This window comes from Cellulomonas sp. HD19AZ1 (assembly GCF_004535805.1).
GTDB classification, from domain to species: domain Bacteria; phylum Actinomycetota; class Actinomycetes; order Actinomycetales; family Cellulomonadaceae; genus Cellulomonas; species Cellulomonas iranensis.
Genome location: NZ_SPHX01000004.1, coordinates 119,889 through 141,428, shown reverse-complemented (window position 1 = coordinate 141,428; position 21,540 = coordinate 119,889). Strand labels below are relative to the sequence as shown.

Annotated in this window: 18 protein-coding genes; 12 read left to right on the top strand and 6 right to left on the bottom strand. The window is 76.2% G+C overall.

The genetic code is table 11. The features are described 5' to 3' along the window. Positions 1–23: 23 nt before the first annotated feature. Together E4A51_RS09315 and E4A51_RS09310 are read right to left on the bottom strand one after the other, a co-directional pair. Entirely contained in the window at positions 24–1,610 is a 1,587-nt protein-coding gene (locus E4A51_RS09315; protein WP_134851567.1) for an MDR family MFS transporter, read from the bottom strand. A gap of 159 nt (positions 1,611–1,769) precedes the next feature. Next, positions 1,770–2,333: a DUF664 domain-containing protein gene (locus E4A51_RS09310; RefSeq protein WP_134851566.1), complete on the bottom strand. Its 564-nt coding sequence runs from the start codon at positions 2,331–2,333 to the stop codon at positions 1,770–1,772. Between the two features lie 207 nt (positions 2,334–2,540). On the opposite strand from E4A51_RS09310, the gene E4A51_RS09305 reads away from it, so the two are divergent. The 3 genes from E4A51_RS09305 to E4A51_RS09295 are packed head-to-tail and all read left to right on the top strand — an operon-like array spanning position 2,541 to position 4,941. Then, complete coding sequence (locus tag E4A51_RS09305; protein WP_206120015.1) at positions 2,541–3,671, top strand: FtsX-like permease family protein; 1,131 nt, start codon at positions 2,541–2,543, stop codon at positions 3,669–3,671. Further along, the gene (locus E4A51_RS09300) at positions 3,668–4,357 is read left to right on the top strand and encodes an ABC transporter ATP-binding protein (RefSeq protein WP_134851565.1); all 690 of its coding nucleotides are present in this window, start codon (positions 3,668–3,670) and stop codon (positions 4,355–4,357) included. The genes E4A51_RS09305 and E4A51_RS09300 overlap by 4 nt, the downstream gene beginning before the upstream one ends. A 14-nt stretch (positions 4,358–4,371) precedes the next feature. Then, positions 4,372–4,941 carry a TetR/AcrR family transcriptional regulator gene (locus tag E4A51_RS09295; protein ID WP_134851564.1) on the top strand — a complete coding sequence of 190 codons (570 nt, stop codon included), beginning with the start codon at positions 4,372–4,374 and terminating at the stop codon, positions 4,939–4,941. A 43-nt stretch (positions 4,942–4,984) separates the two neighbouring features. Here the strand turns inward: E4A51_RS09295 and E4A51_RS09290 are convergent, their stop codons facing one another. After that, entirely contained in the window at positions 4,985–5,869 is an 885-nt protein-coding gene (locus E4A51_RS09290) for a LysR family transcriptional regulator ArgP (protein ID WP_134851563.1), read from the bottom strand. A 70-nt stretch (positions 5,870–5,939) separates the two neighbouring features. Here E4A51_RS09290 and E4A51_RS09285 point away from each other — a divergent pair, with 70 nt between their 5' ends. Next, a complete protein-coding gene (locus E4A51_RS09285; protein ID WP_134851562.1) occupies positions 5,940–6,743 on the top strand; it encodes a LysE/ArgO family amino acid transporter in 804 nt (267 codons plus the stop codon). A 582-nt stretch (positions 6,744–7,325) separates the two neighbouring features. Further along, positions 7,326–8,249 carry an NADP-dependent oxidoreductase gene (locus E4A51_RS09280; protein ID WP_070319899.1) on the top strand — a complete coding sequence of 308 codons (924 nt, stop codon included), beginning with the start codon at positions 7,326–7,328 and terminating at the stop codon, positions 8,247–8,249. A gap of 35 nt (positions 8,250–8,284) precedes the next feature. Here E4A51_RS09280 and E4A51_RS09275 read toward each other — a convergent pair whose 3' ends face one another. From E4A51_RS09275 to E4A51_RS09265, 3 genes are read right to left on the bottom strand one after another with little or no spacing between them, the layout of a single operon-like run. Beyond that, entirely contained in the window at positions 8,285–9,526 is a 1,242-nt protein-coding gene (locus tag E4A51_RS09275) for an alpha-amylase family protein (RefSeq protein ID WP_134851561.1), read from the bottom strand. 24 nt (positions 9,527–9,550) lie between these two features. Next, on the bottom strand, positions 9,551–10,537 hold the full coding sequence (locus E4A51_RS09270; protein WP_167748882.1) for a uroporphyrinogen decarboxylase family protein: 987 nt from the start codon (positions 10,535–10,537) through the stop codon (positions 9,551–9,553). Then, positions 10,534–11,916, bottom strand: coding sequence for an aminotransferase class I/II-fold pyridoxal phosphate-dependent enzyme (locus E4A51_RS09265; protein WP_070319896.1), 1,383 nt, complete (start codon positions 11,914–11,916; stop codon positions 10,534–10,536). The genes E4A51_RS09270 and E4A51_RS09265 overlap by 4 nt, the downstream gene beginning before the upstream one ends. A 168-nt stretch (positions 11,917–12,084) precedes the next feature. On the opposite strand from E4A51_RS09265, the gene E4A51_RS09260 reads away from it, so the two are divergent. The 7 genes from E4A51_RS09260 to E4A51_RS09230 are packed head-to-tail and all read left to right on the top strand — an operon-like array spanning position 12,085 to position 21,540. Next, on the top strand, positions 12,085–13,521 hold the full coding sequence (locus E4A51_RS09260; protein WP_082740070.1) for an amidase: 1,437 nt from the start codon (positions 12,085–12,087) through the stop codon (positions 13,519–13,521). Positions 13,522–13,551: 30 nt separating this feature from the next. Continuing rightward, positions 13,552–14,703, top strand: coding sequence for a PotD/PotF family extracellular solute-binding protein (locus tag E4A51_RS09255; RefSeq protein WP_134851560.1), 1,152 nt, complete (start codon positions 13,552–13,554; stop codon positions 14,701–14,703). Next, positions 14,703–15,758, top strand: coding sequence for an ABC transporter ATP-binding protein (locus E4A51_RS09250; RefSeq protein WP_070319893.1), 1,056 nt, complete (start codon positions 14,703–14,705; stop codon positions 15,756–15,758). The genes E4A51_RS09255 and E4A51_RS09250 overlap by 1 nt, the downstream gene beginning before the upstream one ends. Beyond that, positions 15,755–16,648: an ABC transporter permease gene (locus tag E4A51_RS09245; RefSeq protein WP_206120014.1), complete on the top strand. Its 894-nt coding sequence runs from the start codon at positions 15,755–15,757 to the stop codon at positions 16,646–16,648. The genes E4A51_RS09250 and E4A51_RS09245 overlap by 4 nt, the downstream gene beginning before the upstream one ends. Continuing rightward, positions 16,641–17,450: an ABC transporter permease gene (locus tag E4A51_RS09240; RefSeq protein ID WP_134851559.1), complete on the top strand. Its 810-nt coding sequence runs from the start codon at positions 16,641–16,643 to the stop codon at positions 17,448–17,450. The genes E4A51_RS09245 and E4A51_RS09240 overlap by 8 nt, the downstream gene beginning before the upstream one ends. 9 nt (positions 17,451–17,459) lie before the next feature. Further along, positions 17,460–19,580 carry a hydantoinase/oxoprolinase family protein gene (locus E4A51_RS09235; RefSeq protein WP_134851558.1) on the top strand — a complete coding sequence of 707 codons (2,121 nt, stop codon included), beginning with the start codon at positions 17,460–17,462 and terminating at the stop codon, positions 19,578–19,580. Further along, positions 19,564–21,540 carry a hydantoinase B/oxoprolinase family protein gene (locus tag E4A51_RS09230; RefSeq protein WP_134851557.1) on the top strand — a complete coding sequence of 659 codons (1,977 nt, stop codon included), beginning with the start codon at positions 19,564–19,566 and terminating at the stop codon, positions 21,538–21,540. The genes E4A51_RS09235 and E4A51_RS09230 overlap by 17 nt, the downstream gene beginning before the upstream one ends.

Below are 21,540 nucleotides of genomic sequence, written 5' to 3'. Positions count from 1 at the left end.
GGCCGGCCGCGCCCTCGCGCCCGCTACTCGACCCGGGCGATCCCGCGGGCCTCCAGCCCGGACCTGTCGGACAGGGCCACCTCCTTCATGAAGAACGCGACGACGAGACCCAGCACGGCGAGCGGCACGAGGTACCAGAACGCGGGCGCGAGGGCGTGGGCGTACGCGTCGACGACGACGTCGCGCAGCGCGCCCGGCAGCGTGCGCACGGCGTCGGGCGTCAGGGACTGCGCGCCGAACCCCCGCGGCACGTCCCCCGCGGGCGCGTCGCGCAGCGCGTCCCCCAGCTGCGTGACCAGGCGCGCGGTGAAGACGGTCGAGAACACGCTCGTGCCGACGGCTGCGCCGATCTCCCGCAGGAAGTTGTTGGTCGACGTCGCGACGCCCACGAGGTCGGGGGTCACCGAGTTCTGCACCGCGATGACGATCGTCTGCATGACGAACCCGAGGCCGAGCCCGAGGACGAAGATCATCGCGCCGAACGTCACCGTCGAGATGTCCGGCGTGAGCCGCGTGAGCCAGGCCAGCCCGACCGTCGCGACGCCCATGCCCACGATAGGGTAGGGCTTGTAGCGCCCGGTGCGCGTGATGAGCAGACCCGAGCCGAGCGCCGTGATCATCAGGCCGAGGGTCATCGGCAGCATCATGAGGCCGGCGTCGGTCGCGGTGGAGCCGCGCGCCATCTGCAGGAACGTCGGCAGGAACGACAGCGCCGCGAACATCGTCGTGCCGAACAGCAGCGCGATGGTCACCGAGACGGTGAACGTGCGGCTGCGGAACAGGTGCAGGGGGATCAGCGGGTCGGCCGCGCGCGACTCCGCGACCAGGAACGCGACCAGCGCGACGACCGTCCCCGCCACGAGCGCCCACAACGCCGGGTCGCCCCAGTCGTACCGGCGCTCGGAGGTGATCGTGCTCCAGCTCGTGAGGAAGACGACCCCCGAGGTGGTCAGGGTCAGCAGCACGGCGCCGAGGACGTCGAGGCGCGCCGGCGCGCGGCGCGTGGGCAGCCGCAGCCGGAACCACGCGATGCCGAGCGCCACCACGGCGACGGGCACGTTGAGCCAGAAGCACCAGCGCCAGCCTGGGCCGTCCGTGAACCAGCCGCCCAGCAGCGGGCCGATGACCGTGGCCACGCCGAACACCGCACCGATCGGCCCCATGAACTTGCCCCGGTCACGCGCGGAGACGATGTCGGCGATGATCGCCTGGCTGAGGATGACCAGGCCGCCGGCGCCCAGGCCCTGCGCCGACCGCCACACCACGAGCTCCGCGAACGACCCGGACAGCGCAGAGCCGGTCGAGCCGACGAGGAACAGCACGAGCGCGACGAGGAACGGCGTGCGCCGCCCCCACAGGTCGCCGACCTTGCCGTACACGGGCATGACGACCGCGATGGCCAGCAGGTACGCCGTGACGATCCAGCCCTCGCGGTCGGCCGCCCCCAGGTCGCCCACGATCGTGGGCAGCGCGGTGCTGACGACGGACTGGTCGAGGGCGGACAGGAACATCGCCGCCAGCAGCGCGCTGAAGATGACGTAGACCGTGCCGCGGGACAGCACGAGCTCCGGTGCGCCCGCGTCGGTCGGGGGGTGCGTGGTGCCGCTCATGGCGTGTCCTCGCTGCGCGTGGGGCCGCGGGCCCGCACCGTGCGCGGTGGCTCCCGCGGATGAGCACTGCCGGGGCGCACGGCCGGCAGTCGCGCCCCCTCCTCGAGTGTGCTGCGGGTCCCGCGGTGCCGCACGGCGTGCGGGTGGCGGGAGCGCGGGTCAGGGCTGCGGCGGGTCCTCGCCGACGAGCCCGTCGACGGCCTCGCGGAACAGGTCGGCGTGGCCGAGGTGCCGCGCGTACTCGGCGTTGAGGTCGATCAGCACGCGGCGGCGGCTGGGCCGGCCGTCCGGCCACTCGACGTCCGCGGGCGCGTCGAGGCCGCCGTCGGCGGTGATGCGCGCCCACGCCTCGCGCGACCGCGCGACCGCGGCCTGCCAGCCGCGGTAGAGCTCGGCGGGGGAGTCGTCGGCGGCGGAGCGCCAGTCCCACCCGGGCCAGTCGTCGGGCGTCGTGCCCGTCCACGGCTCGACCCACGGCCCGGCGCCCAGCCGGGTCGCGACGACGTCGTCCTCGACGAGCGTGAGGTGCTTGACGAGCCCCGCGAGGGTCATGGCGGACGGCGGGAACGCGCGGTGCAGCGCGGCGGCGTCGAGGCCGCCGACCTTCCAGGCGAACGTCGCGCGCGAGCGTTCGAGCATGAAGAGCAGGTGGTCGACCTCGCCCGCGTCGAGCGGGGGCTCGGTGATCGTGGTGTCGAGGGCGGGGGTGTCGTCGTCGCTCATGTCGCGACGGTAGGTCCGCGCCCGGTCGGCCGCCTTCCGGGCGGGCGGTCGGTCCGCCGCCTCCGGCGTCGTCCCGGACGTCGGGGGCCCGCGTGCGGGGTGTGATCACGGCCACGCGGTGCGCCGGGGGTTTGTCGACATCGCGTCGATAAGATATCGACAGAGCGTCGACAAAAGGCGCGTGCCACCACGTCGAGAGGTCTCACCGTGTTCCTCGCCCTGCGCGAGCTCGCGTTCGCGCGTACCCGCTTCGGACTCATGGGCGCCGTCGTCGCGCTCATCTCCGTCCTCATGGTCCTGCTGTCCGGGCTGTCCTCCGGCCTCGTCGTCGACGGCGTCTCGGGCCTGCTGCGCAGCCCCATCACCGCCGTCGCGTTCGCCGACGGCACCCGCACCGACTCCGCCTTCACCCGCAGCCTCGTGACCTCCGCCGAGCGCGACGCGTGGGCCGCGCGCGACGACGTCGCCGACGCCGAGCTGCTCGGCACGGCCATCGTCAACGCCCGCAACAACGACGGCACGCCCGTCGACCTCACGCTCTTCGGCGTCGAGCGCGGCGGCTTCGTCGAGCCCGCCACCGGCGAGGGCCGCGCGCTCGCGGGCGAGGGCGAGGTCGTCCTCTCGTCGTCCGCGCGCGACGAGGGCGTCGAGATCGGCGACGTGCTCACCGTCGACCGCGTCGGCACGGAGCTCGAGGTCGTCGGCTTCACGACCGACCAGCGCACCTTCGGGCACGTCGACATCGGCTTCCTCGACCTGCGCACCTGGCAGGAGGTGCACGCCGGCGTGCCCGACGGCGGCCCGCTGCCCGCCGACACGTACGACACCGCCTCGGTCGTCGCGCTGCGCGGCGTCGACGGCGCCCTGCCCGACCTCGCCGCGGGGGACGCCGCCGCCGGCACCGCGGCCCGCACCGTCGAGGACGCGTTCGACTCCTCGCCCGGCTACAGCGCCGAGATCATGACCATGCAGCTCATCCAGGGGTTCCTGTACGCGATCTCCGCGCTCGTCGTCGGCGCGTTCTTCACGCTCTGGACCGTGCAGCGCACGCGTGAGCTCGCCGTCATGCGCGCCATCGGCGCGTCCACGCGCTACCTCGTCACCGACGGCCTCGCGCAGGCCGCGATCCTGCTCGTCGCGTCCGTCGGCGTCGGGCTCGGCATCGGCCTCGGCCTGGGTGCGCTCGTCACCGGCACCGGCATGCCGTTCGCGCTCGAGACGGGCCCGATCGTCACCGGCGCGGTCCTGCTGCTGGGCCTCGGCCTGGCCGGGGCCGGCGTCGCCACCGTCCGCATCGCCCGGGTCGACCCGGTCACCGCGCTGGGAGAGAACCGATGACCACCACCACCTCCACCACCCGCACCGGCCTCGGCCTCCACGACGTCACGCTGACCTTCGGGGACGGCGACACGCAGGTCGCCGCGCTCGACCACGTCGACCTCGCGGTCGCCCCGGGCGAGATCGTCGCCGTCGTCGGCCCGTCCGGCGCCGGCAAGTCCAGCCTGCTCGCGGTCGCCGGCGGCCTGACGCGCCCCACCTCGGGCCGCGTCACGGTCGACGACGCCGCGCTCACGCAGCTCTCGGGCCGCGCGCTGGCCCGGTTCCGCCGCGACCACCTCGGCTTCGTCTTCCAGTCCGGCAACCTCGTGCCCGCGCTCACGGCGATCGACCAGCTGCGCCTCGTCGAGAAGATCACCGGCCGCCCGGCCGCGACCCCGCCCGCCGAGCTGCTCGAGGCCGTCGGCATGACCCCGCACGCGCACCGGCGCCCCGGGCGGCTGTCGGGCGGCGAGCGCCAGCGCGTCGGCATCGCCCGCGCGCTCGTCGCGTCGCCGTCGGTCCTGCTGGTCGACGAGCCGACCGCCGCGCTCGACCGCCGCCGCAGCCACGAGATCGTCGAGCTGCTCGCACGCCAGACGCACGACCGCGGGTTCGCTACGGTGATGGTCACCCACGACCACGACGTGCTCGAGCACTGCGACCGCGTGCTGGAGATGGTGGACGGGCGCCTGTCGCCCGCCTGACACGAGGAGGACGCGTGCCCCGGATCACCGCAGCATCGGTCCCGGAGCACCGCGAGGCGCAACGCCGGGCGATCCTCGACGCCACGCGCGCGCTGCTCACCGAGCGCCCCGACGTCGAGCCCACGTTCGCGGACGTCGCGGCGCGGGCCGGCCTGGGGCGCTCGAGCATCTACCACTACTTCCCGTCCCGCGAGGACCTGTTCCGGGCGGTCGTGGTCGACGCCCTGCCGCGGTGGCGCGAGGCCGTCACCGCGGCGACCGACGCCGCCGGGACGCCCCTCGACAAGGTCGTCGCCTACGCCGACGCGAACCTCACGCTCGTCGCGGACGGCGAGCACGCGGTGATCTCGTCGCTCGCGACGTTCCACCCCCGTGCGTTCAGCGACCCGTGGGTCGCCGACATGCACGGGCGGCTCATGGACCCGCTGCTCGACGCGCTGCGCGACGCGGACCTCGACGCGCCCGAGGTCGTCGCCGAGCTCGTCACCGCGGTGGTGCACCGCGCGAGCGCGCTCGTCGAGGGCGGGGCGGACGTCGAGGTCGTGCGCGACGCGATGCGGCGGCTGCTCGCCCGCCGACCCTGACGGTCGGGCAGGCGGGCGCTCGGACGGGCGCTCGGGCGGTCGGTCAGACGGGCGTCGCCAGCGCGGCCCGGGCCCCGGCCCGCAGCGCGTCCGCGACCGCGTCGAGCGCCGCCGTGCGCAGCGACCACTGCTGCCAGTGCAGCGGCACGTCCACCGCGTCGTCGGTCAGCGGCACCAGGCGGCCGGCGCGCTCGTCGGCGTCGGACTGCTGCGCCGGGAGCATGCCCCAGCCGAACCCGAGCCGGACCGCGGCGGCGAAGTCCGCCGACGCGGGCACGAGGTGGCGCGGCGGACGCGCGGGGTCGACGCGCCGCGCGCGCAGCCAGCGGTCCTGCAGGCGGTCGGCGGCGTCGAACACGACCACGGGGGCCACGGCGAGCGCGGCCGCGCGCGGGCCGTCGGGGAACCAGCGGTCGACGAACGCGGGCGCGGCCATCGGCCGGTAGCGCATGACGCCCAGCGGCTCGACCGTGCACCCCTGCACCGCGACGGCCTGCGACGTGACCGCGCCCATCACGGACCCGTCGCGCAGCAGGTCGGCCGACCGCTCCTGGTCCTCGCGGACCAGCCGCAGCGCGACGTCCCCGGCCAGCGGTGCGAGCGCGGGCAGCGCCCACGTGGCCAGCGAGTCGCCGTTGACCGCGAGCGTCACGTGCGGGACCGTCGCGTCGCCCGCGAGGTGGCGGGTCGCGTCGGCCGTGAGGGCGTCGAGCTGGCGCGCGAGGCGCACGAGCGGCTCGCCCGCGGCCGTCGGGCGCACGGGCCGGTCGCGGCGCAGCAGCACCGCGCCGGCCCGCTGCTCGAGCGCCTTGATGCGCTGGCTGACCGCCGACGGCGTCACGTGCAGCGCGCGGGCGGCGGCGTCGAACGTGCCGAGGTCCACCGCGGCGGCGAGCGCGCGCAGCTGCCCCAGGTCCCAGTCGGCCATGCAGCCACGCTAACGGTCCGTGCAGAACTTTCGCTGTACTGGTGGTCGCGCGGTGCCTAGCGTCGTCCGCATGTGGACGTCCGCCCTCGCCGGCCTCGGGTTCGGCCTCGCGCTCATCGTCGCCATCGGCGCGCAGAACGCGCACGTGCTGCGCCAGGGCCTGCGGCGCGAGCGCGTCGGCGCCGTCGTCGCGGTGTGCGCCGCGTCCGACGTCGTGCTGATCGTCGTCGGCACCGCGGGCGTCGGTGGCACCATCGCCGCCAGCCGCGCGCTCACGGTCGTCATGACCGTGCTGGGCGCCGGGGTGCTGCTCACCTACGGCGCGCTCGCGGCCCGGCGCGCGGTGCGCGGCGGCGAGACGCTCGTGGTCGAGCCGGTGCCGGTCGCGGCCGGTGCGGCACCCGGCGGTGCGCCGCTCGTCGCCGTCGGGGCGGGGGGCGGTGACCTGGCGGCCGAGGCGGCGGTCGACGCAGGCGCGGCGCTCCCGGCCGCGACCGGTGACGGCCGGGCCGCGCGCGAACGGGGTGGTGACGGCGGGACCGGGACGACGGCCACCGGCGCGCGGCCGGGCGGACGCGTGCGGCTCGGCGCGGTCGTCGCGACGACCCTCGCGCTCACGTGGCTCAACCCGCACGTGTACCTCGACACCGTGGTGCTGCTCGGGTCCGTGGCCGCCGGGCACGGGGACGCCCGGTGGTGGTTCGCCGCCGGGGCGTGCGTCGGCAGCGTCGTCTGGTTCACCGCGCTCGGGTACGGCGCCGCGCTGCTGCGCCCCGTGTTCGCGCGCCCCGCCGCGTGGCGCGTCCTCGACGCCGTGATCGCTGCGGTGATGGCGACCATCGCGACGACCCTCGTCCTCGACCTGCTCGCGTGACCCCCGCGCCGAGCCCCACCTCGCCCGGTCCTCCTCGACGGGCAGCGGCACGGCACGACGGACACCCGCGTGCCGCTGTCTGTCGTCCGTGCCGCTGTCCGTGGGCGGTGCGGGAGCGCGGGGGTACGGGGGGCGGACGCGCGGGGGATGGGGGCGGGGTGGGTGCGGCGGCGGTGGGGGCTGCGGCGGGTGGCGGTGGGGACGGACGTCCCGCGGCGGCCGGTGCGGTGGACGGGACGCTGCCGGGGTGGACCCGATCACGACCGAGCGCCTGACCCTGCGCGACTTCCGCCCCGACGACGGTGCGGTGCTGCACGCGTACCTCGGCGACCCCGACGTCGTGCGGTTCGAGCCCTCCGGCCCGCAGGACCGTGCGGTGTGCGACCGGCAGGCCGCCGAGCGGGCCGACGACCCGCGGTTCGTCGCGGTCTGCCACGGCGACGTTCCGCACGGCGCCCGACGGCACGCCCGTGTGGCACGACGCCTACCGGTACGCGGTGCTCGCGCGCGAGTGGCCCACGTCGCCCTGACGGCGCGCGGGGAGCGGGAACACGACGGCCCCGGGGCGTGGTTGCCCTCGGTATGCGTGCCATCACCTACGACCGCTTCGGCGGCTCCGACGTCCTGCAGCTCACCGACCTCCCGGAGCCGAAGGTCGGCCCCGACAGCGTGCTCGTGCGGGTGCGCGCCGCGTCCGTGAACCCCGTCGACTTCAAGGTCCGCCAGGGGTACCTCGACCCGATCATGGACATCCAGTTCCCGGCCGTGCCGGGCTGGGACGTCGCGGGCGTCGTCGAGCGCGTCGGCCTCGACACCCCGGAGCTGTCCGTGGGTGACGAGGTCTACGGGTACGTGCGCCGCGACTGGCTGCACGGCGGCACGTTCGCCGAGTACGTGGCCGCACCCGTGCGGACGCTCGCGCGCAAGCCCGCGTCGCTGAGCTTCGAGGAGGCGTCGGCCGTGCCGCTGGCCGGGCTCACGGCCTTCCAGACGATCGAGCGCGCGGGCGTCGCCGCGGGGCAGACCGCGCTCGTGCACGCCGCCGCCGGCGGCGTGGGGCAGTTCGCGGTGCAGATCCTGCGGGCCCGGGGCGTGCGCGTCATCGGCACGGCGTCCGAGCGCAACCACGACCACCTGCGCGCGCTGGGCGCCGAGCCCGTGACGTACGGCGAGGGCCTGGTCGACCGCGTGCGCGCGCTCGCGCCGCAGGGCGTCGACGTCGTGCTCGACTACGGCAGCGACGACCTCGTCGCCACCACGCGCGCGGTGCTCGCCGACGGCGGCACGGTCGCGTCGATCGTCTCGGCCGACGCGCGCACCGAGCTCGGCGGCCACTACGTGTGGGTGCGGCCCAGCACGGCCGACCTGGACGCGCTCACCGCGCTCATCGAGGACGGCGCCGTGAAGGTTGACGTCGCGCAGGTCTTCGACCTCGCGGACGCCGCCGCGGCGCACGACCTCGTGGCCGGCGGGCACGTGCGCGGCAAGGTCGTCGTCCGCGTCTGACGTCGGTGCGCCGCGCGACCGGGCGGAGCTCGCGCTCAGCGCGCGAACAGCACCGTGCCGTCGGCGTCCCGCACCGTCGCGTGCGGTGCGTCGGTGACGTCGAGCTCGACGTGCAGGCGGTGCGCGCCGTCGGCCGACGTCGCGGTGTACCGGTACCGCGTGTTCGACAGCTCGTCGGCGGTGGTCCGGGCGGTGTGCAGCCACGCGTGCCGGCGGCGCAGCGCGACGAGCTCGCGGTGCACGGCCAGCACGTCGTGGGCGTGCGCGTCGACGTCGGCGGGCGACGCCGGCAGCGCGGGTCGGATCGCGTCGTCGCCGCCCTCGCGCTCCTCCTTCAGCCCCGTCCAGCCGAGCTCGTCGCCGTAGTACAGGGACGGAACGCCGCCCACGGTCATGAGCACGACGAGCGCGAGCACGGCCGCCTCGGGCCCCACCTGCGTCGCGATCCGCGTGACGTCGTGGTTGCCGACGAACGTCTGCGGCACGAACGCCTCGAGGAACTCCGCGTGCCGCCCGAGCGCGTGGTCGAGCTCCCAGAAGTTCCGGTCGAGCAGGCTGCTCCAGACGGCCTTCCACAGCTCGTACTGCGTCACGGAGTCCATGCCGGACGCCGCCACGACCCCCGCGTAGTCGCCGTGGATGACCTCGCCGACCACCCACGCGTCGGGGTGCCGCTCGCGCACCGCCGGCAGCACGCGCGCCCAGAACGCGGGCGGCACCGCGTACGCGGCGTCGAGCCGCCAGCCGTCCACGCCGCGGTCCAGCCAGTGCGTCATGACGTCGGTGACGTACGCGGCCACCGCCGGGTCGTCGTGGTTCAGCGCGACGAGCGCGCGGTGCCCCTCGAAGTCCGCCGTGCGGGGGCCGTCGGGGTGGTCCCAGTCGACGCGCACGAACCCCGCGCGCGGGCCGTCGCGGCCCTCGGCGAGGACCTGCGTCACCACCGGGTGCTCGGCGCCGACGTGGTTGAAGACGCCGTCGAGAACGACGCGCAGCCCGCGCGCGTGGGCCTGCTCGACGAGCCGGTCGAGGTCCTGGTCGGTGCCCAGGCGCGGGTCGACGCGGTAGTGGTCCGTCGTGTCGTAGCCGTGCGTCGACGACGCGAACACCGGGCCCAGCAGCAGGCCGTTCGCACCGAGCTCGACCACGTGGTCGAGCCAGGGGAGGAGCCGGTCGAGGCGGTGCGGCTCGTGCGCGTCGTCGGGCTCACGGACCGGAGCGCCGACCGCACCCAGCGGGTACACGTGCCACCAGATCACGTGCTCGACCCAGCTCACGACACCACCTCCCGTGCCGTGACCCTAGCCCCCGAGGGCCCGGGTCTCCTCGACGAGGGCCCGCAGGTGGGCGGGCGGCACGGCGAGCGGGTACGAGCAGGCCGGTGCCACGACCAGGCGCCCGCCGGTGGCCGCCCACGCCGCGCGGACGGCCGCGCGGACGTCCGCCGGCGTGCCGTCGCGCAGCACGCTGACCTGGTCGACGCCGCCGAGGACCGGGCGTCCCGTCAGGCGCATGCCCTCGGCCAGCGCGGGGCCGGGTCCGGTGTGCTCCCAGCTGACGAGCTCGGCGGGCAGCGCGGGCGCGACCTCGAGCAGCGGCTCGGGGAGGTGGAAGTGCACGACGCGCAGCCAGGTTGCGGAGGCGGCCTCGAGGACCTGCCGGTCGCCGTCGAGCGCGACCTCGCGGTACGTGCCGGCGTCGACCAGGCGGTGCGAGGCGGGGAACAGCGAGAGGTAGACGCCGTCGGCCCCGGCGTCGACGAGCGCCTCGACGAGCGCGACGAGCGTCCGCGTGATGGTCGCGAGGCCCGCGACGACGGCCGCGCGGTCGTCGCGCAGGTGCGTCAGCAGCACGTCCTCGCCCGCGAGGTACCGGGCGACGGACAGCGGGCTGAACACGGTCGGGAGCACCGGCACGTCGGGGCCGACGCGTGCGCGCGCGAGGCGCACGGTCGTGATCTCGCGCGCGAGGCTCACGACGTCGGCCGGCACGAGCTCGGGCAGCGCGTGCCAGTGCGCGGGCTCGCTCACGGGCCGGTGCAGGTAGTCGCGGACGCCCAGGGGGTCCCCGCGGTCGACGGTCCGGGCGCCCCAGCCCTCGGCGAGGTAGGCCGCGGACGGCGTGAGCTTGAGGACGTCGAGGTCCAGCGCGTCGCGGTGCCGGACCTCGGCGTCGACGTGCGCGGCGGCGTCCTGGTCGGCGCCGGGCCAGTGCCGCCACACGGTCACGGCGGGGCGGTCGGGTCGCTCGCCCGCGAGGGTCGCGCGGACGCGCTCGGCGGGGGTCACGTGGCCGCGACCTGGGAGCGTGCGGCGTCGGCCAGCAGCCGCGCGAGCTCGGCGAGGTGCGCGTCGGCGGGCAGCTGCGGGCTCGCGACCCGCAGCAGGGGCCGCGCGGGTGCGCCGACGAACGTCCGGCCCGACGCGACGAGCGTGATGCCGTGGCCGGAGAGCTCGGCGAGGGCCTGCGCCTCGTCGTGCGCGGGCAGCCAGACCAGCAGGCCGCCGGGGGACACGACGGCGTCGGTGCCGAGGTCCGCGAGCGCGGCGACGAGGTTCTGCGCGGTCGTGAGGTAGTCGCGGGCCGCCGCGTCGGCGAACGCGCGCGCGGCGGGGTCGAGCAGCATGTGCGCGAGCGCGTTCTGCAGGATGCGGCTCTGCGCGAGGATCCCGTGGCTGCGCAGCAGGCGGATGCGCTCGACGAGCTCGCGCGCGCCGCCGACGACGGTGGTGCGCAGGTCGAGGCCGAACGCGCGGCAGTACGACGCGAGCCGGACGACCCGGTCGGGCAGGAGCGTGCCGAGCGTGTGGGTGCCACCGGGGTGCAGCGTGCCGAGGACGTCCTCCTCGACGACCCAGGCGTGCGGCGCCCGGGTGCGCAGGACGTCCGCGAGCTCGGCGGCGCGGTGCGGGTCGAGCACGCTGTCGACCGTGAGCGTGCCCTCGGGCTGCAGCAAGAAGGTCGTCGCGCCGGCGGCGAGCGCGGCCGCGAGCGAGCCGGGCTCGGGCCCGCGCTCGTCCGACGTCACGGGCACGACGCGGTAGCCGAGCGAGCGCAGGTTGGCGACGGTGCCCGGGGTCGTGGGCTCCTGCACGGCGACGGTCCCGCCGGGCGGGGTCGCGGCCTCGCAGGTCAGCAGCGCGGCCTCGCCCGAGCCGGAGACGGTGCTCCACTCCTGCGCGGGGAACGGCCACTCGCCCTCGACGGCGGTGCGCAGCAGGTCGGTGATGTGCTCGCGCGCGAGCGAGTGGGTGCGGGGCTCGGCGAGGCTGAGCTCGAACGCGCGGCGCAGGTCGGGCAGGTCCTCGGCGGCGGGGTGCGCGCTCGTGAGGTCGACGGACGCCCAGCCGTCGAACTCGCGGGGGGCGGCGGCCTGCGGCCACGCGTCGGCGCCGACGACGACGGTGCCGCCGCGGCGGCGCGTGCGCACGAGGCCCTTCTCGACGAGGCGCGCCCACACGGCGGCGATCGAGGACGTGCTCGCGCCGCTCGCGGCGGCGAGGTCCTTGATGGTGGGCAGCCGGGTGCCCGGCGGCAGCGAGCCGTCGGTGATGCGGCTGACGAGCAGCTCGGTGAGCGCGCGCGGCGGCAGCCCCTGCACGTCGGTGAGCAGGAGGTCGGTGACGTCCTCGCGTGGCGCCCCCTGGCGCGTCGGTCCCTGGGCCATAACATCCGAGAACATAGCGGTACCCCGGTGCCGCGTGCGAGGCCGTCCGTGCGCACGGGCTCGCGACCCCGTGGCGCTCGTGCCGCTGCGGCCCGGGGCGATCTCAGCAGGTGAGAGTCGCGTGAGGCCGATGGACGCCCGACCAGGTCTCCACTATCTTCACCAAATGTGTCGGGAAATCATCCGCTAGATAACTCGGTGACGGGGATCGCCGAGCGCGTGCGCTCGGGCGCCCTGAGCGCCGTGGCGGTCGTCGAGCGCGCGCTCGACGCGATCGACCGGCTCGACCAGGACGTCCGCAGCGTCGTCTGGCGCGACGACGACGCCGCGCTCGCGCGCGCCGCCCGCCTCGACGCGCTCGTCGCCGACGGCCGCGACGTCCCCCCGCTCGCGGGCGTGCCGATGACGGTCAAGGACCTCTTCGCCGTCGCCGGTCAGCCCCAGGGCCGTGCGTCGCTCGCGTACGACGACGACCCCGCACCCCGCTCGGCGCTGCTCGTCGACGCCGCCGTCGACGCGGGCCTCGTGCAGGTCGGGCGCGCCGCCGCGCCCGAGCTCGGCATGACCACGTCGGGCGAGAGCGACCGCTGGGGCGTGACCCGCAACCCGTGGGACCTCGACCGGTCGCCCGGCGGGTCCAGCGGCGGCTCCGCGGCGTCCGTCGCCGCCGGGATCGTGCCCGTCTCGCTCGCGAGCGACGGCGGCGGCTCGATCCGCGTGCCCGCCGCCTTCTGCGGCGTCGTCGGCCTCAAGCCGTCCCGCGGCCTGCTGCCCACGCGCGTGCAGGGCTGGGCCGGCGGTGCGGTCGAGGGCGCCATCACGCGGACCGTGCGCGACAGCGCCTACGTCCACACGCACCTCGCGCGCGACGACCGGCACGCGTGGACGCTGCGCGGCGGGCCCGCGCCCGACCTCGTCGCCGCGCTCGAGCGCCCCACGCCCGCGCTCCGCGTCGGCCTGCTCACCGAGGCGTTCGACCCCGCGATCGACGTCGACCCCGCGTGCGCCGCGGCCGCGCGCGGCGTCGCGGACCGGCTCCGGGCCGCGGGCCACGACGTCGTCGACGTCCACCCGAGCGCGGCCACCGCCGAGGTCATGGACATCTACCCGCGCACGATCATCCCGACGTGGCTCGCGCTCGACCCGCCGCCGCGGCCCGAGCTGCTGCCCGCGCACGTGCAGCGGCACCTCGCGCACGCCGCCGGGATCGACGCGACCACCTACGTGCGCGAGGTCCTGCGCTTCCAGGAGCTCGCGCGGCAGATCGTCGCGGACCTGTTCGACGACCTCGACCTGCTCGTGACCCCCACGACCGCGACGCGCGTCCCCGCGGTCGGCGAGGTCCGCGCCGAGCTCCTCGCCGCCGGGGGCCCGACGTCGCGCACCTGCGCCGTCTACGAGCGCACGCTCGCCTTCACGACCGTGCCCAGCGTCATCGGCTCGCCCGCGCTGTCGCTGCCGACGCACGTCGACGACGACGGGCTGCCGCTGGGCGTCCAGCTGGTCGGGCGTCAGCGCGGCGACGGCCTGCTGCTGCAGGTCGGCCGGGACCTCGAGGAGCAGCTGCGCTGGACGGACCGATGTCCGTCCGTCGCGCCCCGCTGACCCGTCGACCCACCCCAGGAGCACGTCGCCATGTCCCCCCGCACCACCTCCCTCACCACCTCCCGCGCCACCTCTCTCACCGCGCTGCGCACCGGCGCCGTGCTGTCCGTCGCCGCGCTCACCCTCACCGCCTGCGGCGCCTCGACCGACGGCGGCACCGGCACGTCCGGCGACGCCACCGCCGACGGCGACCTGTCCGGCCAGACCCTCACCGTCGCCGCGTACGCCGGCTCGTGGGGCGAGTCGTTCACCAAGGCGTTCGTCGAGCCGTTCGAGGAGGCCACCGGCGCGACCGTCGAGCTGGTCCCCGGCGGTCCCGCCGAGTGGCTCACCGCGCTGCGCTCGTCGTCCGGCGGCGAGCCCGCCTACGACCTCGTCGCGTTCACGCCGAACGTCATCCCGAGCGCCGTCGCCGCGCGCGTCGTGCAGCCCCTCGACACCGACCGCGTCGCCGACTGGGCCGACCTCAACACGACGCTCGTCGCGCAGAGCAACGTCGGCGACGTGCAGTACGGGCTGCCGCTCACCGTCGGGTCGACCGGCCTGGCCTACCGCACCGACCTCGTCACCGACCCGCCCACCGACTGGTCGGACGTGTTCCGGCCCGAGCTGTGCGGCCACGTCGGCGTCTCGCCGCTCACCTTCAACACGGGCGTCGAGTTCCTCGCCGGTCTCGTCAACGAGGCCGGCGGCTCCCTCACCGACCCGGCCGACGTCGACGCCGCGTTCGACCGGCTCCAGGACCTCGCCGACTGCGCGTCCGCGTTCCCGGCGGACGGCACGTCCGTCGAGACGGCGCTCGCCAACGGCGACGCGTGGATCTCCGCGCACTGGGACGGCCGCGCGTTCGTCCAGCAGAACCAGGGCCTGCCCATCGGCTACGCGTACCCCGCGTCGGGCTCCGTCGGCGCGCTGACCTCGTTCTTCGTCACCGAGGGCACCACGCACGAGGACCTCGCGTACGCGTTCCTCGACTACCTCGCGTCGCCCGAGCACCAGCCGGTCTTCTCCGAGGGCACCTGGTACGCGGCGTCGAACGACACCAACGTCTACCCCGAGAAGTTCGCCGAGCAGATCACCAGCGGCCCCGGCGCGTACGACGACTTCGTGTGGGTCGACTACGAGGCGATCACGCCGCAGCTGGCCGACCTGCAGGCGCGCTGGCAGGAGATCTTCGGCTGATGACGTCGGGACGCGTCGAGGTCCGTGACCTGCGGCTCGGCTACCACGGTGAGCTCGTCCTCGCGCTGGACGAGCTCACCGTCGAGCCGGGCGAGTTCGTCTCCGTGCTCGGACCCTCCGGGTGCGGGAAGTCCACGCTGCTGTCCGCGCTCGCGGGCTTCGTCGAGCCCATGGCCGGCACGGTGCACATCGACGGCGAGGACGTCACGCACGTCCCGCCGCACCGCCGCGAGACCGGCATGGTCTTCCAGAGCTACGCGCTGTTCCCCCACCTGACCGTGCGCCGGAACCTCGAGTACGGGCTGCGCGCCCGCAAGGTCCCGCGCGCCGAGCGCGACGCGCGCGTCGCCGAGGCGCTCGCGCTCGTCGGCCTCGAGGACTTCGCCGGCCGGTACCCCCGGCAGCTGTCCGGCGGGCAGCAGCAGCGCGTCGCGATCGCGCGCTCGCTGGTCACCCGCCCGCGCGTGCTGCTGCTCGACGAGCCGCTGTCGAACCTCGACGCCAAGCTGCGCCGGTACATGCGGCACGAGCTGCGCGAGCTGCAGCAGCAGGTCGGCACCACCATGGTGTTCGTCACGCACGACCAGTCGGAGGCGCTCGCGACGTCCGACCGGGTCGTGCTGCTCGCGGGCGGCCGGCTCGAGCAGGTCGGCACCCCCGAGGACCTGTACCGCCGCCCGCGCACCGCGTTCGTCGCGGACTTCGTGGGCGCGGCGAACGTCCTCGACGTGCGGACCGGGCCCGGCGGCGAGCCCCGGGTGCTGGGGCGTCCCTACGACGTCGCCGCGCCCGCGCCGGCGCGCGTCGCGCTGCGGCCCGAGGTGCTGCGGCTGCGGGCCGTGACCGGCACCGACCCGGAGGGCTCCGTCGTCACGGTCGTGTCCGTCGGCTTCGGCGGCGAGCGGTACGACTACCGCGTGCGCACGGCGGACGGACGGACGCTGCTGGTCTCGCCCCCCGCCGACACCGCGCCGCACCCCGTCGGGACGTCGGTCGCGCTGCACTGGGAGCCCGGAGCCGTCGTGCCGCTCGCCGACGAGGACGGCGCCGCGTGAGCGCGGTCGCGGCGGCGCCCCGCGCACGGCGGTGGCCCCGCGTGCGCCCGGGCGTCGTGCCCGCCGTGCTCCCGACCGTGTTCGTGCTCGTCGCGTTCCTGCTGCCGCTCGCGGGCCTCCTGGTGCTGTCGCTGCGACCCACCGACGCGTTCAACTTCGCGCTGCCCGGGTTCAGCCTGCGGCAGTACCGCGAGGTGCTCACCACGCCCTACCTGTACCGCTCGCTGCTGGAGAGTCTGTCGCTCGCGGTGCGCGTCAGCGTGACCTGCCTCGTCCTGGCGTACCCGGTCGCGTGGTACCTCGCGCGCGCCGCGCACGGGTGGCGCAAGACCCTCGTGTTCACGGTGACGCTCTCGCCGCTGCTCGCGTCCGAGGTCGTGCGGTCCTTCGGCTGGCGCATCGTCATGGCCGGCGAGGGGCCCGTGAACCGCACGCTGCAGGCGCTCGGCCTCACCGACGCGTCGCTGCCGCTGCTGCGCTCGCCGTGGACCGTGTTCCTCGCGGTCGTCCACGTGCTGCTGCCGTTCGCGGTCATCGCCCTGACGGCCTCGCTCGGGGCCATCGACGACGCCGTGCTGCGCGCGTCGGCCGACCTCGGCGCGTCCGCCGCGCAGACGTTCCGGCGGGTCGTGCTGCCGCTGTCCGCGCCCGGCCTGGTCGCGGGCGCCGTCATCGTCTTCTCGCTCACCATGGGGATCTACGTGACCCCGCTGCTCGTCGGCGGGGCGAACCAGCCGCTCGCGGGCCTGCGCGTGCAGAGCGAGGCGATGGTGACGTTCAACCAGCCCCGCGCGGCCGCGCTGAGCTTCGTGCTGCTGCTCGTGACGCTCGTCGTGTGCGCGGTCGTCACCGCCGTCGGGCGCCTCGCCGAACGGGGGACCCGTGCCTGACCGGTCGCGCACGCACCGGCGCACGGCCGGCCGCGTCGCGGCCGCGGTCCCCGTCGCCCTGGTGTGCGCGTTCCTGCTGCTGCCGCTCGTGGTCGTCGTCGTCAGCTCGTTCGCGGCGCAGAACAGCTTCCGGTTCCCGCCCGAGGGCTTCTCGCTGCGGTGGTACGGCGAGGTCCTCGGCAACCCCGCGTGGGTGTCGTCGCTCGCGGTCTCGGCGCGGCTCCTGCTCGTCGTCGTGCCCGTGGTCGTGCTGCTGGGGACCCTCGGCGGGTACGCGGTCGGCGCGGGGGACTTCCGCGGCCGGCGTGCGCTCTCGCTGCTGTTCGTGTCGCCGATCATGGTGCCGTCCGTGATGCTCGGGCTCGCGCTGCTGCACCAGCTGCAGGTCGCGGGCCTCGTCGGCTCCGCCGTGGGGCTCGTGCTCGCGCACGTCGTCGTCACGTTCCCGTTCTGCGTGCGGGTCGTGGCCGTGAGCGCCGCCGCGCTCGACGCGCGCCTCGTGCGCGCCGCGCAGGACCTCGGCGCGTCCCCGCTGCGCGCGTTCCTCACGGTCACCGTGCCGCTGCTGCGGCCCGGGATCGTCGCGGGCGCGTTCCTCGCCGCCGTCATCTCGCTCGGCGAGGTCGCGGTGTCGGTGTTCGTGTCCGGCGCCCGCACCGTGACCGTCCCCGTGCGCGTCTACTCCGCCGTGCAGGTGCAGATGGAGCCGTCGGTCGCCGCGATCTCCACGCTCATGCTCGTCGCCGCCGTCGCGGTGATCGCGGTCCTCGACCGCACCCTGCGCATCTCCCGCTTCCTCTAGGACCCCACCATGACCGCAGCACCCCGGTGGCGCGTCGGCGTCGACGTCGGCGGCACGTTCACCGACCTCGTCGCCGTGCCCACGCACCGCACCGGCCACGACCTGTCCCGCCTCGTCGCGCACAAGGTCGCCAGCACGCCCCACGACCCGGCCGCCGCGGTCGAGGAGGGGCTGCGCGGCCTCGCCGAGCGCGGCGTGGCCTTCGCGAACGTCGCGTCGGTCACCCACGGCACGACCATCGGCCTCAACGCGATCCTGCAGCGCCGGGGCGCGCGCGTCGCGGTGCTCACGTCCCGCGGGCACCGCGACCTCGTGCAGATCGGCCGCGCGCGGCTGCCCCGCTCGTTCGACCTGCACGCGGTGCCGCCCGCACCGCTCGTGCCGCGCGACCGTGTCGTCGAGGTCGACCTGCGCTTCGGCGCCGACGGCGTCCCCGTCGCGACGCTGGACGAGCCCGCGTACGCCGCGGCCCGGGACACGCTCGCGGCGACGACCGCCGCGGCGGTCGCGGTCTGCCTGGTGGGCGGGTACGCGGCACCCGCCGCCGAGGCCGCCCTCGCCGCGCGGCTCACCGCCGACCTCGGGGTGCCCGTCACGTCCGCGGGCGCGCTGTGGCCCGAGTCCGGCGAGTACGAGCGCACGGTCCTCGCGGTCCTCGACGCGCAGGTCCGGCCGCTCATGACCGCGTACCTCACGTCGCTGCGCGACCGGGTCGCGCAGCTCGGCCTCACCGCCCCCCTGTTCATCTCGACGTCCAACGGCGGTTCGGTGTCGCTCGCCGCCGCGCTCGAGCGCCCCGTCACCACCGTGCTGTCCGGCCCCGCCGCGGGCGTGTCGGCCGCGGGGCTGCTGTGGCCCGACCGTGACGTCGTGACCCTCGACATGGGCGGCACCAGCAGCGACATCGGCGTCGTGCGGTCCGGGCACCCCGCGGTCACCACGACGACGTCGATCGGCGACCACCCGCTCACGATGCCCGTGGTCGACGTCGAGGCGATCGGGGCCGGCGGCGGGTCCGTCGCGTGGGCCGACGGGTCGGGCGCGGTCGTCGCGCTGCGCGTCGGCCCCCGCAGCGTCGGCGCCGTGCCCGGGCCCGTCGCGTACGGCCAGGGCGGGCAGCACCCCGCGCTCACCGACGCGTACGTGCACGCCGGCGCGATCGCCGACGGCGCGTTCCTGCAGGGCCGCATGCGGCTCGACGCGGCCGCCGCGACCGCGGCGCTCGACGCGCTCGGCGCCGCGCTCGCGGACCCCGGCACGGACGACGCGACGGGCGTCACCGACGCCGTGCTGCGCACCGCGACCGCCGGCATGTCCACCCGGGTCCGCACCGTGCTCGCGCGCCACGGCGAGGTCCCGGACGCGTTCACGTTCGTGGCGTTCGGCGGTGCGGGCGGCACGCACACCGCGCTGCTCGCGCACGAGCTCGGGGTCCGGCGGGTCGTCGTGCCCGCCGCGGCCGCGACGTTCTGCGCGCTGGGCGCGGCGCTCGCACCCGTGCGGCGCGACCTCGTGCGCTCGGTCCACGCGCGCGCCGACGACGCGGGCACGCGCGAGGTCGACGCGGTCGCGCGCGCGCTCGCCGCGACCGCGGTGGACTGGCTGCAGGAGCAGGGCGTCGGCACGGAGGGCGAGCTCACGGTCGCGGTCGACGCCCGCTACGACGCGCAGCCGACCACGCTCACCGTCGACGTCGCGCACGTCGGCACGCCGGACGTGCGCGCCGGGCTCCCGCCGCTGCGCGCCGCGGACGTCGCCGACCTGTTCGCGCAGGCGCACACGCGCTACCACGGCTTCGCCGACCCGAGCGTGCCGGTCGTCGTCGAGGCCGTCCGCGTGGCCGTGCGCGGCGCGCAGGCGCCGGTCGTGCGCACCGGGGCCCGCGACGGCCTGCGCACGGTCGCGCACCGGCGGCTGCGGGTCGACGGCCGCTGGCACGACGCCGCCGTGCTCGCCCCCGCGCCCGACGGCACGACCGACGCCGTGCCCGGGCCGGCGGTGGTCGAGAAGGGCGACACGAGCGTCGTCGTGCCGCCCGGCTGGACCGTCACGCTCGACGGCGCCGCCGACCTCGTGCTCACCCGCACGGCCACCACGCAGGGAGGGGACCGCAGTGCTCACGGTGCTTGAGCGCGAGCTCGGCCAGACGCGTCTGGTCGCCGCGACCGAGGAGATGTCGCTCACGCTGCAGCGCGCGAGCCGCAGCCTGTACGTGCGCGAGACCGCGGACTTCGCGTGCGCGATCGCCGACACCTCGGGCCGGTTCGTCGCCTACCCGCAGGGCATCGGCGTCTCCGGGTTCCTCGGTCTCGACGTGTCCCACGCGGTCCGCACGGTCGCCGAGCGCGAGGGCCTCGCGCCCGGCGACGTCGTGCTCACCAACGACCCGTACACCTCGGGGGCGCTGTCCACGCACCTGCCGGACGTGCACGCGATCGCGCCGTACTTCGTCGGCGACGAGGTCGTCGGGTACGGCTGGACGTTCATCCACGTGTCCGACATCGGGGGGCGCGTGCCGTCGTCGGTGAGCGTGCGCAACGACACCGTGCACGCCGAGGGGCTGCGCATCCCGCCCGTGAAGTACGTCGCGGGCGGCCGCGTCGTGCCCGCCGTCGACGCGTTCCTGCGCGCCAACTCCCGCACGCCCGAGCAGAACGACGGCGACCTGCACGCGATGCTCGCGGCGCTCGACCGCGGCCGCACGCGCGTCGCGGACCTCGTCGCCGCGCACCCGGGGGACGGGCTCGCGCAGATCGGTGCGCACGCGCGCGAGCAGACGGCCGCGCGGGCCCGGCGCGCGCTGTCCCGCCTCGCCGACGGCGAGTACGTCTTCGACGACTACCTCGACAACGACGCCGTGAGCGACCTGCCGCTGCGGGTCGCGCTCCGGGCGACCGTGCGCGGCGGGCACCTGCGCCTCGACTTCACCGGCACCGACCCGCAGGTCGAGGCCGCGCTCAACATGGTCACGCAGGGGCGCGCGCACTCGTGGGTCCTCACGCGGGTGTTCGCCCTCGTCGGCACGCTCGACCCCGACGTGCCGCTCAACGGCGGGCTCATGGACGTCGTCGACCTGCACGCGCCCGACGGCACGCTGCTCAACGCGCGCGAGCCCGCCGCGGTGGGCGTGCGCCACGCGACCGTGTCCCGCGTCAACGACGTCGTGTCCGGTGCGCTCGTGCAGGCCGCACCCGACGTGCTGCCCGCGGCGTCCAGCGGCCTGGTCGTGCCCGTGGTGTTCGCGTCGGCCGCGGGCGGGACCGTGCAGGTCGTCGAGCCGATGGTCGGCGGCACCGGCGGGCGTGCGGGCGCCGACGGCGTCGACGGGCGCGACAGCGGCATCTCCAACCTCGCCAACAACCCGGTCGAGGTGGTCGAGGCCACGGTCGGCGTGCGCGTCCTGCGCTACCACGTGCGCCCCGACTCGGCGGGTCCCGGGCGGTGGCGCGGCGGCTGCGGCCTCGAGCTCGAGATCGAGGCGCTCGAGCACGGGTCGCTCCTGGCGCGCGGCCTCGAGCGCACGCGGTTCCGGCCGTGGGGCTACGCGGGCGGCGGCGCGGGCGCGGCCACCGAGCTGCTGGTCAACCCCGGGCGCCCCGACGAGCGGCGGCTCGTCGTGGTCGACACGGTGCCCCTCGCGCCCGGTGACCGCGTGGTGCTGCGCACGGCCGGTGCGGGCGGCTACGGCGACCCGTTCGAGCGGGACGTCGCGGCCGTGCTGGCGGACGTCGTCTCCGGGCTCGTGTCGGTCGAGGCCGCGCGCCGCGACTACGGCGTGGCGGTCGTCGACGGGCAGGTCGACGCCGCGGCGACCGCGGCGCTGCGCGACGCCCCGCGCGCGGCGACCACGTGGGGGCGCGGTGCCGAGCGCGACCGGTGGGACGCGCTGCTGCCCGCCGCGCTGCTGGACCGGCTCGCGGCCGCGCTGCAGACCCTGCCCGTGCCGCAGCGCGCACCCCGGCGGCGCGCGCTGCTGCACGAGGTCCTCGCGGGCCTGCCGCAGGGGTTCCCCGCGGTCGACGCGGACGAGTTCGCGCTCGCGGCCGCGCGCGCGGTGGCCGAGCGGCTCGTGGCCGAGCTCGCGGGCTGA